Source organism: Bacillus sp. G402, from assembly GCF_051172515.1.
GTDB classification, from domain to species: Bacteria; Bacillota; Bacilli; order Bacillales; family Bacillaceae; genus Bacillus; species Bacillus altitudinis.
In genome coordinates this window covers 1,087,234-1,102,732 of record NZ_JBPIZC010000001.1, presented here as the reverse complement: position 1 = coordinate 1,102,732, position 15,499 = coordinate 1,087,234, and the positions used below count along the sequence as shown (strand labels likewise).

Genomic DNA, 15,499 nt, shown 5'->3' with positions numbered 1-15,499 from the left:
TTTTCTAAAAAAGTTCCTTAAAAATGCCGCATCTCCCTCAAAAAATAAGTGGAAAATGGTACAATTGACAAAGAATCTCAGGGCGGCAGGTGGAATTATTTGAACAAAACATATCAAGTACGGATCCTGTTATCCGTTCTTGCATTTATATTAATTTTGAGCTGGGATTTCTTTTATTATCTTAGCGGCTATCACATTAATTGGCCGCTCGATCTAGCCTTTACAGTCGTTGTTTTGGCCGGTATTTGGACCATCTCAGGCTATGTGGACCGGTTGAATTTGCTTGTATCAGATTTGAATAAACGAGAAAAAGAAGCACACGAACTGACAGAGCGGCTGAATCGAATAACAGATAACTTGCAAGAAATCGTCTTTGAAACCAATGAAAAAGGTGAAATCATTTTTTTAAATCAAGCATGGAAACAAATGACGGGTTACGACATAGAGGAGTGTCTAGGTACGATGTACAATCAGTACTTTGATCAAGAAGAGCATGTCGTTCAGCATTTGTTGTCTGTGATCAAAGAGCATAAGGATGAGGGGCGGGTGGAGCTGCAGCTTCTCCATAAAGAAGGAAAAAAGGTATGGGGAGATGTGCATTATAAGCTTTATTTCGATGAACAGCACCAGTTTACTGGAGGTATTGGAACGGTTGCGGATATCACGAAACAAAAGCAGGCAAAGCTTGAACTTGAAAGATCAAATCAGCAATTGCAAATGCAGGCACAAAAGCTGGCTGTTGCAGGACAAATAGCCGCTGGCATTGCCCATGAAGTCAGAAATCCGCTCACCTCAGTCAATGGATTTTTGCAGCTGATGAAAACGCAATATCCTGAAAGAACCGATTATTTTGATATCATCTTTTCTGAAATTAAACGCATTGATTTTGTTTTAAGTGAGCTGCTTGTCTTAGCAAAACCTCAATCGGTTCAATTTCAAGAAGTACAGCTCCATGATTTGCTAGAGCAGGTGATTACGTTATTAAAGACCAATGCCGTTCTTTCAAATATTGATCTCAAACAGCCATTTAAAAAGCAGGATGCTGGTACGATATTAGCAGACGCCAATCAAATGAAGCAGCTGTTCATTAACTTAATCAAAAATGCGATCGAGGCAATGCCTGAAGGCGGCAGTATATACATATCAACAGAAAAAGTGATGAATGAATGGAAAATCACGATTCAAGATGAAGGAAAAGGAATGTCCGAAGAGGACATTCTGAAAATATATGATCCTTTCTTTTCGACTAAAAAAGAAGGTACAGGACTTGGTTTAACGATCTGTGCGACGATCTTAAAAGATCACCATGGAAGAATGGATGTAAAGAGCGAGCTCAGCAAAGGGACGGCTTTTGATATTTACTTACCTGTGTATCAAAAAAGCAGATAGTAGCAAGGTGAGAGGATGTGATGTGTGATGACGAAGGAGACAAAAACGTTATTTGTGTATGGGACACTTTTAAAGCACGAAAAGTATCACGAGACATTGATGAAAGAAAGCAGTCCATTAGCAGCATCTGCTTGGATAAAAGGGAGACTGTACGATACAGATGAGGGTTACCCTGTGTGTGTTGTCTCGGAACAAAACACAGTATATGGAGAATTGTATGAGGTCAGTGATGAAACGCTGCATAAGATAGATGAGCTAGAGGAAGGGTATGACCAGCAGGAAATAGAGGTTATGACAGACCAGGGGCCAAGATCAGCCGTTGCTTATACAATAGGTAAGCAGAAGGCATCGAGCCTGAAGGAGATTGAAAGCGGCTGCTGGAAGTCATATCAACTATGGGAGCGCAAACCGTCTTCCTTCTATTATTTTGCCTATGGGTCCTGCATGGATGATGCAAGGTTTAAGCTTGCGAAAGTGGATCATTATTTCAAACAAATCATCGGCGGCGGCACACTTGATCGTTTTACCACAAGGTTTACATTGGTGCGTCCTGATGGATCAAGAGCAGATATGGTAGAAGACGGCGGAGAAACAGAGGGTGTTCTATATGAAGTACCTTTTGATGCCATTCGTTATTTGTACAAACGAGAAGGTGTAAATGAAGGGACTTATCGTCCAGCATTTGTCGATGTCACAGTAGGTGATCAAGTGTATGAGGACTGCTTAACGTTTCTCGTTTTAAAAAAGAGCGAAGAAATTGCGCCTCCTGGTCATTATCGCAGTGAAATCGAAAAAGGAGCAGACCTTTACTTAAGTGAAGCGTTCCGCAAAAAAATACGGTCGCATATGGATTCATTAATGAAACCGTAGTAAAATGCATGGTAAGTGATATAAAAGGAGTCTGAACATGAAAAAGGAATATGCAGTCATTGGTCTTGGACGCTTCGGCGGAAGTATCTGCAAGGCGCTAAGCGAAGAAGGACTTGAAGTCATGGCCATGGATATGAATGAAGATCGTGTGAACGAATATGCTAAAATTGCATCACATGCCGTGATTGGTGATTCGACGGACGAATCTGTCCTAAAAAACCTAGGCATCCGCAATTTTGATCATGTGATCGTGGCGATAGGTGAAAACATTCAGGCGAGTATTTTAACAACGATTATGCTGAAAGAGCTGGGTGTCAAAATGGTCACAGTGAAAGCTCAAAATGACTACCATGAAAAGGTTTTGAATAAAATTGGTGCGGACCGTATTGTCCATCCTGAACGAGACATGGGCAGACGGATTGCACATAAAATTATTTCTAACAACGTGCTTGATTATTTAGAGCTGTCAGATGAGTACAGCCTTATTGAAATCGTCGCCAACAGCAGACTCGCCGGGCACTCTTTGTTAGATCTCGACATTCGTGCAAGGTACGGGATCAATATCGTGGCAATTAAGCGCGGGAAAGAAGTGATCGTTTCACCGCTCGCAGATGAAATGATTCAAAAAGAAGATATCCTCATTGTCATTGGGGCAGTGGCAGATATCGGGCGCTTTGAAAAACGGGAAATGCAGAACGACTATTAAACACTCCGAGAAGGGGTGTTTTTTGCTTTAGAAGTGTACATATGGGGCGGACATTGTGGGAGAGAACAAAGTGGAAAAGAGCCGTTTACTTTCTAAAAGAACAGCAAAATAGAACATGGTTATTTTTCAGCCAATTATCACTATTCAGAAATAAAAATCAATCTTTTGATATGGTTGATTTTCTCTAAATGTCATTGACTGGACAAACAGATTCGTTTACGATAAGAAACATTATATTGTTTACTCGGAGGAGGCAGTGTCGTTGGATAAGGAGCTTTTCAGACATCAAATTGAGGTAGCTGCAAAGAGAAAAAAAGCAGCTCTAGTGATTAAACATGCGAAGGTTATGGACGTGTTTAACCAGGAATGGATAGACGCTGATGTCGCTGTTGAAAATGGAAAAATAGTAGGAATTGGGGAGTATGAGGGAGAACAGGAGCTGGATGCAACAGGTCAAATGCTTGTTCCCGGTTTCATTGACGGCCACGTTCATATCGAATCCTCGATGGTGACTCCTGCTGAATTTTCCAAAGCTGTCGTTCCTCACGGTGTGACAACTGTTGTAACAGACCCGCATGAAATTGCCAATGTATCCGGTGTTGCAGGTATCCGTTTTATGCTCGAAGAAGCGAGAAAAGCTGCTTTAAATATATATTTCATGCTGCCATCCTGTGTACCGGCAGTCAGCTTTGAACGATCAGGTGCTACACTAAAAGCAAAAGATTTAAAACCTCTTTATCAGGAGAAAGAAGTGCTTGGTCTTGCCGAAGTGATGGATTATGTCGCGGTGGAACAAGCGGAAGAAGATATGCTTCAAAAACTGCTTGATGCTCAACATGAACATAAACTCATTGATGGCCATCTAGCAGGATTAACGGACCGATTAATTAATGTGTACCGAACAGCTAATGTCCAAACGGATCATGAGGTGACAACAGCTCAAGAGGCCCTTGAACGTGTCAAAAGAGGCATGTATGTCATGCTCAGAGAAGGCTCTGTTGCTAAAAACGTGAAAAACGTATTACCTGCTGTCAATGAGAAGAATGCGAGACGCTTTTTCTTTTGTACGGATGATAAACATTTAGATGATTTAATGGCTCAAGGAAGTATTGATGAACAAGTACGGATGTCGATACAAGAAGGATTGGACCCCTTTTTAGCATATCAAATGGGAAGTTTAAACGCAGCGGAGTGCTTCGGTCTCAAAACAAAGGGAGCGATTGCACCAGGATTTGACGCGGACTTTATGCTCATTTCTGACTTACATGAGGTAAAAATTACAAGCGTCTTTATCGCAGGAGAATTGGTCTCTGAACATGGAGAATATTTGCCAAGTGTCGACAAGATCACGCCAAATTCTTCGCTCATGCAATCGGTACATGCAGTGGACGTTCAAGAGAAAGATCTAACGCTGCTTATAACAGATCATCAAAAGATGAATGTCATCCGCATTATACCGAATCAGCTTGAAACGAAATTAGAACAAATATCTCCTTCTGGAAGCGATGGACAATTTACGAGTGATATTGATCGAGATGTATTAAAAATAGTACTTGTCGAACGCCACAAAGGTCTATCTGAAATTGGGATAGGGGTTGTCAGCGGATTCGGTTTAAAAGAGGGGGCAATTGCAACAACAGTTGCCCATGACTCGCATAACTTAATTGCCGTTGGAACAAATGATGCTGATATGATCAAAGCCATTGAGACGTTAAAAGAAGCAGGGGGCGGTTTGACCGTTGTAAAAGACGGAGAAGTTCTTCATACGCTTCCATTACCGATTTCCGGTTTATTATCAGATCAACCTGCACATACGGTCAATGAAAGCCTTCATGCACTTCATGATGCTTTAAAGGAAACAGGCTTTGTCTTAGACTTTAATCCGTTTTTGACATTATCCTTCTTGGCACTGCCAGTCATTCCTGATGTGAAAATGACAACACAAGGATTGTTTGATGTGAGAAGTTTTCAGCATCTCCCGATTCAATCGTAAAACAATGACTGAACCCGCACGTATCGTACAGATATGCGGGTTTTTTTATTGCGCATAAAAAAGAGACACAGCCAATTGGCTGTGTCTCCCTGTACGTCCTTACACTTCCATAATAATCGGTAAGATCATTGGGCGGCGTCTTGTTTTTTCATAAAGGAAAGGAGCAAGAGTGTCAGTAATCTCGTTCTTAATTTCTGACCATTGAGTCGTCTTACGTTCCATTACTTTTTCAAGATGCTTTGAAATGAGATCTTGCGCGTCATTAATGAGGTCTCCAGATTCTCTCATGTAGACAAAACCTCTTGAGATTAAATCAGGACCTGCAGAAATTTTGAATTCTTTCATATCCATGCTGACAACAACAATGACAAGACCTTCTTCTGAAAGAATGCGGCGGTCTCTTAACACGATGTTGCCGATATCACCAATACCGCTACCGTCGATATACACGTTGCCTGATGGAATTTTGCCAGCGACACTTGCTTCGTCACCTTTCAGTGCAAGAACTTCACCGTTATCCATGATAAAGCAGTTTTCCTCAGGGATTCCGCAATCATTCGCAAGTTTAATATGCGTTTTTTGCATGCGGTACTCACCGTGAATCGGCATGAAGAATTTTGGTTTGATTAAACGGAGCATCAGCTTTTGTTCTTCCTGCCCGCCGTGTCCAGAGGTATGAATATTATTGAGTGAGCCATGAATGACTTCAGCACCAGCACGATACAGCTGGTTAATAGTACGGCTTACGCTAATATTGTTACCTGGGATCGGTGAAGACGAGAAGACAACAGTATCTCCAGGGTTAATTGAAATCTGGCGGTGCGTACCGTTGGCAATACGAGAAAGAGCGGCCATCGGTTCACCCTGACTACCAGTACAAAGAATGGTTACTTTGTTTGCTGGAAGGCGGTTGATTTCATTGTGTTCAATGAACGTGTTTTTTGGACATTTGATATATCCGAGCTCTTGTCCAATATCAATGGCAGACTCCATGCTACGCCCAAACACAGCGACTTTTCGGCCGTTGGCAACAGCTGACTCGATCACTTGCTGAAGTCTGTGAATGTTAGATGCAAATGTAGCAAAGATAATACGTCCATCTACTTTTCTGAAGATGTCATCAATGCTTTCACCTACACGTCTTTCGGACATCGTAAATTCTGGAATTTCACTATTTGTACTGTCAGATAGAAGACAAAGAACGCCTTCTTTCCCGATCTCAGCCATTTTCGTTAAATTGGCAGGCTCGCCAACAGGAGTAAAGTCAAACTTGAAATCGCCTGTATGTACGATGTTACCAGGAGGTGTCTTCACGACAATTCCATAAGAATCTGGGATACTGTGCGTCGTTCTAAAGAAAGACACAGCTGTTTTTCTAAATTTGATCGTATCTTCTTCTTCAAAGATGTGAAGTTTGGTCTGTCTTAATAGACCATGCTCTTCCAATTTGTTACGAAGTAGGCCGATTGCGAGTTTGCCTCCGTAAACTGGAATATTCACTTGCTTGAGAAGGTAAGGGATACCGCCGATGTGGTCTTCATGTCCATGAGTAATAAAAAGACCTTTGATTTTATCTTCGTTTTTAACTAAATACGTATAGTCAGGGATGACGTAATCAATTCCAAGAAGTTCATCTTCAGGGAACTTAATACCAGCATCAATCAAAATGATTTCATCTTGAAATTGAACGCCATACGTGTTTTTACCGATCTCGCCTAATCCGCCGAGCGCAAAAACTGCCGCCTGATCGTTTTTTACAAATTTCATTCCTCTCATAGCTCCAATACTTTAAAATTTTCACTTTCTCGTTCATAGTCTAAAAAAGCACCGTCTACAGGCTGAATGAATTCAATATTGTAGTTATGTTTTTTCAACTTATCGCGTACGTCTCTTTCAGAAACCGCTTCAACGTATAGTGAATCTGTGTGTTCTCTCACAGGTACCTCAGTCGTACTTGCCTGAAAAAATACCTTATATATCATCCAAATCTCTCCTTAAATACCGTATGTTACACTCGCTTATTCTATTATATTAAAAAAACGCGCATAAGAAAAGTCTCAGAGAAAAAAGGACCTTCAGCAAATGTGCGGAAGATCCTTTTAAGCAATCGATTTTTTACGAAGCATGTCCTTCCATTGTTTTCGAATTTTCTTGCGCAGACGACGAAGCATCGCGGATCGCCTCCTTTCGGTATGAGTCTCATTCAGCCATTTGTTCCGTTCTCTCTATATACTTGTATTATATGATGTTTCCACTTAATGTTACATGGTTATATGTGGGAAATGGGCGTTTTAAGAGGAAGTGGTTTCGTCAGTGAAGATCTTTCTGTATGATGAAGGGGAGAGGGTATACATAACAAGAGACAGGAGACGAGATATGAATAAAAAAGTCATCTTCTTTGATATCGACGGTACTTTATATGACCATGATAAAAAAATACCTGAATCAACGAAGCGAGCTGTTCGTTTATTAAAAGAAAAAGGGCATCATCTCTTCATTGCATCTGGCCGTTCGCCTTTTCTTATCCAGCCTATTTTAGAAGAAATAGGGCTTGACTCATTTATTGCTTATAACGGTCAGTATGTCATGTACGAAGGAGAAGTCATTTATGGCAATCCGCTTAAGCAAGAGCTGATGGATAAAATTTATGAAACAGCGGATCAACATGATCATCCGCTTGTTTTCATGGGAGAGAAGACGATGAAGGCGTCTGTGCCAAACCATCCATTTATCCATGAAGGGATTGGCACTTTAAAAACAGAGCATCCCGAGCACGATTTGTCATTCTTTAAAGAAAACGTCATTTATCAAATGCTGCTATTTTGTAAAGCAGAAGAGGAACATCTATATGAAGCGTTCCGTGAAGAAATTGATCTCGTCAGGTGGCATGAGCTGTCTACGGATGTCCTGCCAAAAGGTGGATCAAAGGCTGAAGGAATTAAACGAGTCATTGAAAGACTCCCGTACGATCAAAAGGACACAATTGCCTTCGGTGACGGGCTGAACGATCGAGAAATGATTTCGTTTGTTGGAACAGGCGTTGCGATGGGGAATGCAGTCAATGAATTAAAAACATTAGCTGACTTTGTCACCAAACCTGTAGATGAGGATGGCATATTCCACGCTGTGACTGAATTAGGCCTTATTGATGAATAAAAAAACAAGACCCGCTGATGGACGGGTCTTGTTTTTTTATTATGATCTGCCGATCGCAACCGCGTTGTCTGGCTCGGCGAATGGATGATCTTTTTGAATATGATCATAAAACATAATGCCATTTAAGTGGTCAATTTCATGCTGAAAAACGATGGCCGGAAACCCTTTGAGGCGAATATCAATGTCTTCACCTTCAAGCGTTGTACCTTTCACCCTGATTTTTTCATAGCGCGGGACGAATCCAGGGATGGCTTCATCAACAGATAAACAGCCTTCTCCAGTAGCTAAATAAGCTCTTTTGACTGAATGGCTAACAATGCGTGGATTGAATAATGCATAGCTGTAAAGTTCTCCGCCCTCGTCTTCACAGTGAACAGCGATCATTCGTTTACTGATATTGATTTGAGGAGCTGCTAGGCCAACACCGGGTCTAAGTTCATATTTTTCAGCAATGTCTGCATCCTGACTGTTTTTGACAAATTCAATCATGTCAGCTAATTGCTGTTTTTCTTCTTCTGTTGGCGGGAGTTCGACCGCTTCAGCTGTTTGTCTTAAGACGGGATGCCCGTCTCGTACGATATCATCCATGGTAATCACAAAACTTCACTCCTATTTCCTTTGTATGTAAAGTATATAAAATGATACACGACATATGCAATGAAATAAAGAAGACCGGTCGTATGAGACCGGTCAGAGGCTTATTCAGCCATTAGCAGCAGCCACCGCCACCTAAGAATGCTGCGCCAACAATGATCAATAGAATGAATAGGACGACGATTAAAGCGAATGTACGTCCACCACCGTAACCGCAACCGTATCCACCACCATAACTTGGATAGCAACAACCGCCGCCGTATCCATAACCGTAACCGCCGTATCCACCATACATACTTCCATGACTATAATTAGACATACTTTTGACCTCCTTTGGAAATACACTCGGCCTCTCATAAGTGAAGGCGAAGCGTGTAATATAAACTATGTATGAATGCACTATTTGTATAGTCATGAGCCTAGAGCATGAAAAAAATCTTCTTTCCCCTCAAAAAACCAACCTCTTTCCTTGTCACAACCGCCCTGAAAAATTATAGTGGTATGTGGAGATGTAAAGGGGGACCTTGTAATTGAAACAGATGAAAAGAAGAATAAAAGCAGGTGCAGCTTTAGCGGGGATATGTACCCTCTTGCTTGCGGGCTGCGGAGGTCAAAATCCGCTTTATGAGATGCAAGATGCCATGACGAAAATGAGCGAAAAAGAAGCATCCTTTGAAAAAGAACAAGGTGCACTGCAAAGCTATGAGAAAAAAGAACAGCAGTTGTATAAAAAAATGATTCAAACAACAAAAGACCACACAAAAACAGTCTCAAACTTGTCTGATCAAGCATTAACATCGGCAGAAAAGCGTGAAGAACATTTAAAAACAGAAAAAGACAGCATGGATCAATCGAAAAAAGAATTTCAATCTGTAAAGGAATTCGCTGGACAGATAAAAGATGCGGAAGTAAAAGACAAAGCAGAACAAACAGTCAAATCAATTGAAAAAAGATATGCATCGTATGATCAGCTTTACCGTGAATATCAAAAGGCGCTGAAACAAGACAAGCACTTGTATGAATCTTTAAAAAGACAAGACTTAGGATACGCTGAACTGAAATCCAAACTGAAAACAGTCAATCGTTCCTATAGTAAAGTGAGAAAAGAAAGCAAGAAGTTCAATCAATATACAGATCAATTGAACGAATATAAACAAGCTTTATACAAAACAGCTCAGAAAGAATCACAAAATAGCTAAAAACAGTACTTGCATATTTGCTAGCTCTGTTTATCGCTGCTACTCACAAAGTGCCCGCGTGTCGTTACTCGTTTTTTCAAGAAGTCAAACTGAAAAGAAGAGAAGGGGTTAAAATGAAGTTCATTTTAGCCCTTTGTCCATCACGATCAAAAGAGCTAAAAATAGCTCTTTTTTTATTTTTCGACAAAAACAAACATCTGCTATTGTAGTACAGTGACCCACTCTATACTAGTACAGTTTGTGCTGTTGATTAAACAGATTGATACAGGTCACCATAAAAAGTAAAGCGAATACATTTATTTAAATAAAGCCGTTAAATCAATTGACGGACTATTTTTCTTGTTGTAAACTATTCCTTGTTAACAGAAGTTGTATTAGTTTTTTGTGAACTATCGTTAATACAGTTAGAAAAACTCAAAAGCAAGCGATCATCCAATGTTTCGACAATGATCTTTGTGGCTATTATATACAGGAGTCATATGAGCATTTTGGGTTATCCTATATCTGTATGTATAAATGGATTCACGACAAATTGACTGTTAAAAGAAAGGAAGAGGTGACTTTAGAATGGCTGCAAAAACAAAAAAAGCAATTGTTGATAGCAAAAAGCAATTCGATGCCATCAAAAAGCAGTTTGAAACGTTCCAAATTTTAAACGAAAAAGGCGAAGTCGTAAACGAAGCGGCAATGCCAGATCTTTCAGATGACCAATTAAAAGAATTAATGCGCCGTATGGTGTTTACACGTGTATTAGATCAACGTTCAATTTCATTGAACCGTCAAGGACGTCTTGGCTTCTATGCGCCAACAGCTGGACAAGAAGCTTCTCAGCTTGCAACTCACTTTGCACTTGAGAAAGAAGATTTCATTCTTCCAGGATATCGTGATGTACCACAATTAATCTGGCATGGTCTTCCACTAACAAAAGCATTCTTGTTCTCTCGTGGACACTTTGTTGGAAACCAAATGCCTGAAGATGTGAATGCACTTTCTCCGCAAATCATTATCGGTGCACAAATCATTCAAGCTGCTGGTGTAGCTCTTGGTTTGAAAAAGCGCGGTAAAAATGCTGTTGCAATCACTTACACTGGTGATGGTGGAGCTTCACAAGGTGATTTCTACGAAGGTATTAACTTTGCAGGGGCTTACAAAGCGCCAGCGATTTTTGTTGTCCAAAACAACAGATATGCGATCTCTACACCTGTTGAAAAGCAATCTGCTGCACAAACGATTGCACAAAAAGCAGCTGCAGCTGGTATCGTAGGCGTACAAGTTGACGGTATGGATGCATTAGCTGTATACGCAGCGACTGCAGAAGCTCGTGAGCGTGCTGTAAATGGTGAAGGTCCAACATTAATTGAAACTCTTACATTCCGTTACGGCCCACATACAATGGCTGGTGACGATCCAACAAGATATCGTACAAAAGAAGATGAAAATGAGTGGGAGCAAAAAGATCCATTGGTACGCTACCGCAAATTCTTGGAAAACAAAGGCCTTTGGTCTGAAGAAGAAGAGAATAAAGTCATCGAAGATGCAAAAGAACAAATCAAACAAGCAATCAAAGAAGCTGATGAACAGCCTAAGCAGAAAGTCACTGATTTGATTGAAAACATGTACGATGTGAAACCATTTAACTTGGTTGAACAGCTTGAAATCTACAAACAGAAGGAGTCGAAGTAAGCCATGGCGCAAATGACATTGATTCAAGCGATCACTGATGCGTTACGCACAGAACTGAAAAATGACGAAAACGTTCTTGTTTTCGGAGAAGACGTTGGTAAAAACGGCGGCGTATTCCGTGCGACTGAAGGATTGCAAAAAGAGTTTGGTGAGGATCGTGTATTCGATACTCCACTTGCTGAATCTGGTATTGGCGGTCTTGCAATTGGCCTTGGACTACAAGAATTCCGCCCAGTAATGGAAATTCAATTCTTCGGATTCGTTTACGAAGTATTAGATTCTGTTTCTGGACAAATGGCTCGTATGCGTTACCGTTCTGGTGGACGCTGGCATTCTCCAGTGACAATCCGTTCTCCATTTGGCGGAGGAGTTCACACACCTGAGCTTCACGCTGATAGCTTAGAAGGTCTTATTGCACAACAGCCTGGTATCAAGGTTGTTATTCCTTCAACACCTTACGATGCAAAAGGACTATTAATTTCTGCAATCCGTGACAACGATCCGGTTGTATTCCTTGAGCATATGAAACTTTATCGTTCTTTCCGTCAGGAAGTTCCTGAAGAAGAGTACACAATTGAAATCGGTAAAGCTGACGTGAAACGTGAAGGTTCTGACCTTTCAATCATCACTTACGGTGCAATGGTTCACGAATCACTTAAAGCTGCTGAAGAACTTGAAAAAGAAGGCGTTTCTGCTGAGGTCGTTGACCTTCGTACAGTGAGCCCGCTTGATATTGAAACAATCATCGCTTCTGTTGAAAAAACAGGCCGCGCGATCGTTGTTCAAGAAGCACAAAAACAAGCTGGTATTGCAGCAAACGTAGTAGCTGAAATCAATGATAGAGCAATCCTTAGCCTAGAAGCACCAGTACTTCGTGTAGCTGCACCTGATACTGTATTTGCTTTCTCTCAAGCTGAGAGCGTATGGCTTCCAAACCATAAAGACGTGCTTGAAACAGCTAAGAAAGTTCTTGAATTTTAATTAAATGACAGAGGGGAAAAGAATTTATTTCTCTTCCCCTTTATCAATTACATGACCGTGTAATGTTGACAGAACAATGGTTTAACATAATCTAGGAGGCGAAAAACAGTGGCATTTGAATTTAAACTTCCGGACATCGGAGAAGGTATCCACGAAGGTGAGATCGTTAAGTGGTTTGTAAAACCAAACGACGAAATCAATGAAGATGACGTTTTAGCAGAGGTACAAAATGATAAAGCAGTTGTAGAAATTCCTTCACCTGTTAAAGGAAAAGTATTAGAATTAAAAGTTGAAGAGGGAACAGTTGCAACTGTAGGACAAACAATCATTACGTTTGATGCACCTGGTTACGAAAATCTTCAATTTAAAGGCAGCGAAGAAGAAGGCGAAGCGAAAACTGAAGCTCAAGTACAAGGTACTGCTGAAGCTGGTAACGAGCCTGAAAAGAAAGAAGTTGCTCAAGAAGAAGCGGCAGCAGCAACTGGTGCTGGCGCACAAGAGCAAGTAGATGCTGATCCTAACAAACGCGTTATTGCTATGCCATCTGTACGTAAATATGCGCGTGAAAAAGGCGTTGAAATTTACAAAGTTGCAGGTACTGGTAAAAATGGCCGCGTGCTAAAAGAAGATATCGACAGCTTCCTTAATGGCGGTTCTGCAGCAACTCAAGAAGCAGCACCTCAAGCAGCTGAAAGTGCGAAAGAAGAAGCAGCTCCAAAAGCGGCAGCAGCTCCAGTTCTAGAAGGAGAATTCCCAGAAACTCGCGAGAAAATGAGCGGAATCCGCAAAGCGATCGCGAAAGCAATGGTGAACTCTAAGCACACAGCTCCTCACGTAACATTAATGGATGAAGTTGATGTAACAAACCTTGTTGCACATCGTAAACAATTCAAACAAGTTGCAGCTGATCAAGGAATCAAGTTAACTTACTTGCCTTACGTTGTAAAAGCTCTAACTTCTGCTTTGAAAAAGTACCCAGTACTTAACACTTCTATCGATGATAAAACAGATGAAGTTGTTCAAAAGCATTACTACAACATCGGAATTGCAGCTGATACTGAAAAAGGCTTGCTCGTTCCAGTTGTGAAAAATGCAGATCGCAAAGCGATTTTCGAAGTATCTAATGAAATCAACGAGCTTGCAACAAAAGCACGTGATGGTAAATTGGCTCCAGCTGAAATGAAGGGTGCATCTTGCACAATCACAAACATCGGTTCTGCTGGTGGACAATGGTTTACTCCAGTCATCAACCACCCAGAAGTAGCGATCCTTGGTATTGGCCGTATCGCTGAAAAAGCGGTTGTTCGTGATGGCGAAATCGTTGCAGCTCCAGTCTTAGCTCTTTCCCTAAGCTTTGACCACCGTATGATTGATGGAGCTACTGCGCAAAATGCCCTTAACCACATCAAGCGTTTATTGAATGATCCACAATTAATTTTAATGGAGGCGTAAATTCATGGTAGTAGGAGATTTCCCAATCGAAACAGATACTCTTGTCATCGGTGCAGGTCCTGGTGGATATGTAGCTGCTATTCGTGCTGCACAGCTAGGACAAAAAGTAACAATCGTTGAAAAAGGAACACTTGGCGGCGTATGTCTAAACGTCGGCTGTATCCCTTCAAAAGCATTGATCAATGCTGGACATCGTTTCGAGAATGCAAAGCATTCTGAAGACATGGGTATCAAAGCTGAAAACGTAACAGTTGATTTCACAAAAGTTCAAGAGTGGAAAGCTTCTGTTGTCAACAAATTAACAGGTGGAGTTCAAGGTCTTCTAAAAGGAAATAAAGTAGACATCGTCAAAGGTGAAGCTTATTTCGTAGACAGCAACTCTGTACGTGTCATGGATGAAAATTCAGCGCAGACTTATACATTTAAAAATGCAATTCTTGCAACTGGATCTCGTCCAATCGAATTGCCTACATTTAAATACACAGACCGCGTGATTAACTCAACTGGTGCTTTAGCGCTTAAAGAAGTACCTAAAAAGTTAGTTGTCATCGGTGGTGGATACATCGGTACTGAGCTTGGTACTGCTTATGCGAACTTTGGAACAGAAGTTGTCATCCTTGAAGGTGGAGACGAAATCCTTCCAGGTTTTGAAAAGCAAATGAGCTCATTAGTGAAACGTAACCTGAAGAAAAAAGGAAACGTTGAAATTCACACAAACGCTCTTGCAAAAGGCGTTGAAGAAAAATCTGACGGTGTCACTGTTACTTTCGAAGTAAAAGGTGAAGAAAAAACTGTCGATGCTGACTACGTACTTGTGACTGTTGGTCGTCGTCCAAACACAGATGAGCTTGGTCTTGAGCAAGTTGGTGTTGAATTGACAGACCGCGGAGTTGTCAAAACTGACAAACAATGCCGTACAAGCGTTTCAAACATCTATGCAATTGGTGACATCGTTGATGGACCACCACTTGCACACAAAGCTTCTTACGAAGGTAAAATTGCTGCCGAAGCAATCGCTGGAGAGCCAGCTGAAATTGATTACCTTGGTATTCCTGCTGTTGTATTCTCTGAGCCAGAACTTGCAACTGTTGGATACACTGAAGCAGAAGCAAAAGAAGAAGGAATCGACATTGTTGCAGCGAAATTCCCATTCGCAGCAAACGGACGTGCACTTTCTCTTGATGCAACTGATGGCTTCATGAAAATGATCACTCGTAAAGAGGATGGTCTAGTGATCGGTGCACAAATCGCAGGTGTTGGCGCTTCTGATATGATTTCAGAGCTTAGCCTTGCAATTGAAGCTGGAGTGACAGCTGAAGATATCGCAATGACAATTCACGCTCACCCAACTTTAGGTGAAATCACAATGGAAACGGCTGAAGTAGCAATCGGAAGCCCAATCCATATCGTAAAATAATAAACGTTGAAACCCTCTCCACACGGAGAGGGTTTCAGATTGTTGACAAAGGGCTAAAA

The 15,499-nt window shown here is 41.2% G+C and carries 14 protein-coding genes; 10 read left to right on the top strand and 4 right to left on the bottom strand.

The window, feature by feature from the left end:
• Positions 1–99 precede the first annotated feature (99 nt).
• From ACSBQP_RS05765 to ade, 4 genes are all read left to right on the top strand, one after another.
• The gene (locus tag ACSBQP_RS05765; protein WP_110487262.1) at positions 100–1,389 is read left to right on the top strand and encodes an ATP-binding protein; all 1,290 of its coding nucleotides are present in this window, start codon (positions 100–102) and stop codon (positions 1,387–1,389) included.
• Positions 1,390–1,416: 27 nt separating this feature from the next.
• On the top strand, positions 1,417–2,259 hold the full coding sequence (locus ACSBQP_RS05760) for a gamma-glutamylcyclotransferase (RefSeq protein ID WP_368775030.1): 843 nt from the start codon (positions 1,417–1,419) through the stop codon (positions 2,257–2,259).
• Between the two features lie 37 nt (positions 2,260–2,296).
• Positions 2,297–2,965 carry a potassium channel family protein gene (locus ACSBQP_RS05755; RefSeq protein WP_008345123.1) on the top strand — a complete coding sequence of 223 codons (669 nt, stop codon included), beginning with the start codon at positions 2,297–2,299 and terminating at the stop codon, positions 2,963–2,965.
• Positions 2,966–3,227: 262 nt separating this feature from the next.
• Entirely contained in the window at positions 3,228–4,958 is a 1,731-nt protein-coding gene (gene ade / locus ACSBQP_RS05750; protein WP_435028252.1) for an adenine deaminase, read from the top strand.
• Between the two features lie 99 nt (positions 4,959–5,057).
• Here ade and rnjA read toward each other — a convergent pair whose 3' ends face one another.
• Entirely contained in the window at positions 5,058–6,725 is a 1,668-nt protein-coding gene (gene rnjA, locus ACSBQP_RS05745) for a ribonuclease J1 (protein ID WP_008345116.1), read from the bottom strand.
• A 5-nt stretch (positions 6,726–6,730) separates the two neighbouring features.
• Positions 6,731–6,940, bottom strand: a complete 210-nt coding sequence (locus ACSBQP_RS05740; protein ID WP_008345114.1) for a DNA-dependent RNA polymerase subunit epsilon — start codon at positions 6,938–6,940, stop codon at positions 6,731–6,733.
• A 394-nt stretch (positions 6,941–7,334) separates the two neighbouring features.
• Here ACSBQP_RS05740 and ACSBQP_RS05735 point away from each other — a divergent pair, with 394 nt between their 5' ends.
• Complete coding sequence (locus ACSBQP_RS05735) at positions 7,335–8,114, top strand: Cof-type HAD-IIB family hydrolase (protein WP_024719544.1); 780 nt, start codon at positions 7,335–7,337, stop codon at positions 8,112–8,114.
• Between the two features lie 39 nt (positions 8,115–8,153).
• Here the strand turns inward: ACSBQP_RS05735 and def are convergent, their stop codons facing one another.
• On the bottom strand, positions 8,154–8,711 hold the full coding sequence (gene def / locus ACSBQP_RS05730; protein ID WP_008345111.1) for a peptide deformylase: 558 nt from the start codon (positions 8,709–8,711) through the stop codon (positions 8,154–8,156).
• Between the two features lie 112 nt (positions 8,712–8,823).
• The gene (locus ACSBQP_RS05725) at positions 8,824–9,003 is read right to left on the bottom strand and encodes a YjcZ family sporulation protein (RefSeq protein ID WP_026050085.1); all 180 of its coding nucleotides are present in this window, start codon (positions 9,001–9,003) and stop codon (positions 8,824–8,826) included.
• A gap of 235 nt (positions 9,004–9,238) precedes the next feature.
• Here ACSBQP_RS05725 and ACSBQP_RS05720 point away from each other — a divergent pair, with 235 nt between their 5' ends.
• The 5 genes from ACSBQP_RS05720 to lpdA all read left to right on the top strand — a co-directional run bounded on the left by ACSBQP_RS05720 (position 9,239) and on the right by lpdA (position 15,440).
• Positions 9,239–9,907 (top strand): YkyA family protein, encoded by a 669-nt coding sequence (locus tag ACSBQP_RS05720; protein ID WP_435028251.1) that lies wholly within the window; start codon positions 9,239–9,241, stop codon positions 9,905–9,907.
• 567 nt (positions 9,908–10,474) lie between these two features.
• Complete coding sequence (gene pdhA, locus ACSBQP_RS05715; protein ID WP_007498599.1) at positions 10,475–11,590, top strand: pyruvate dehydrogenase (acetyl-transferring) E1 component subunit alpha; 1,116 nt, start codon at positions 10,475–10,477, stop codon at positions 11,588–11,590.
• Positions 11,591–11,593: 3 nt separating this feature from the next.
• Entirely contained in the window at positions 11,594–12,571 is a 978-nt protein-coding gene (gene pdhB / locus ACSBQP_RS05710; protein WP_007498597.1) for a pyruvate dehydrogenase complex E1 component subunit beta, read from the top strand.
• Positions 12,572–12,679: 108 nt separating this feature from the next.
• Complete coding sequence (locus ACSBQP_RS05705; RefSeq protein ID WP_008345100.1) at positions 12,680–14,023, top strand: dihydrolipoamide acetyltransferase family protein; 1,344 nt, start codon at positions 12,680–12,682, stop codon at positions 14,021–14,023.
• Positions 14,024–14,027: 4 nt separating this feature from the next.
• A complete protein-coding gene (lpdA, locus tag ACSBQP_RS05700; protein ID WP_003211097.1) occupies positions 14,028–15,440 on the top strand; it encodes a dihydrolipoyl dehydrogenase in 1,413 nt (470 codons plus the stop codon).
• Positions 15,441–15,499 lie beyond the last annotated feature (59 nt).

What these genes read in the sequence shown, in the direction of transcription:
- ACSBQP_RS05760 (WP_368775030.1), top strand. Translation starts at nt 1,417, where the DNA reads ATGACGAAGGAGACAAAAACGTTATTTGTGTATGGGACACTTTTAAAG.
- ACSBQP_RS05755 (WP_008345123.1), top strand. Translation starts at nt 2,297, where the DNA reads ATGAAAAAGGAATATGCAGTCATTGGTCTTGGACGCTTCGGCGGAAGT.
- rnjA (WP_008345116.1), bottom strand. Translation starts at nt 6,725, where the DNA reads ATGAAATTTGTAAAAAACGATCAGGCGGCAGTTTTTGCGCTCGGCGGA.
- ACSBQP_RS05740 (WP_008345114.1), bottom strand. Translation starts at nt 6,940, where the DNA reads ATGATATATAAGGTATTTTTTCAGGCAAGTACGACTGAGGTACCTGTG.
- ACSBQP_RS05735 (WP_024719544.1), top strand. Translation starts at nt 7,335, where the DNA reads ATGAATAAAAAAGTCATCTTCTTTGATATCGACGGTACTTTATATGAC.
- ACSBQP_RS05725 (WP_026050085.1), bottom strand. Translation starts at nt 9,003, where the DNA reads ATGTATGGTGGATACGGCGGTTACGGTTATGGATACGGCGGCGGTTGT.
- pdhA (WP_007498599.1), top strand. Translation starts at nt 10,475, where the DNA reads ATGGCTGCAAAAACAAAAAAAGCAATTGTTGATAGCAAAAAGCAATTC.
- pdhB (WP_007498597.1), top strand. Translation starts at nt 11,594, where the DNA reads ATGGCGCAAATGACATTGATTCAAGCGATCACTGATGCGTTACGCACA.
- lpdA (WP_003211097.1), top strand. Translation starts at nt 14,028, where the DNA reads ATGGTAGTAGGAGATTTCCCAATCGAAACAGATACTCTTGTCATCGGT.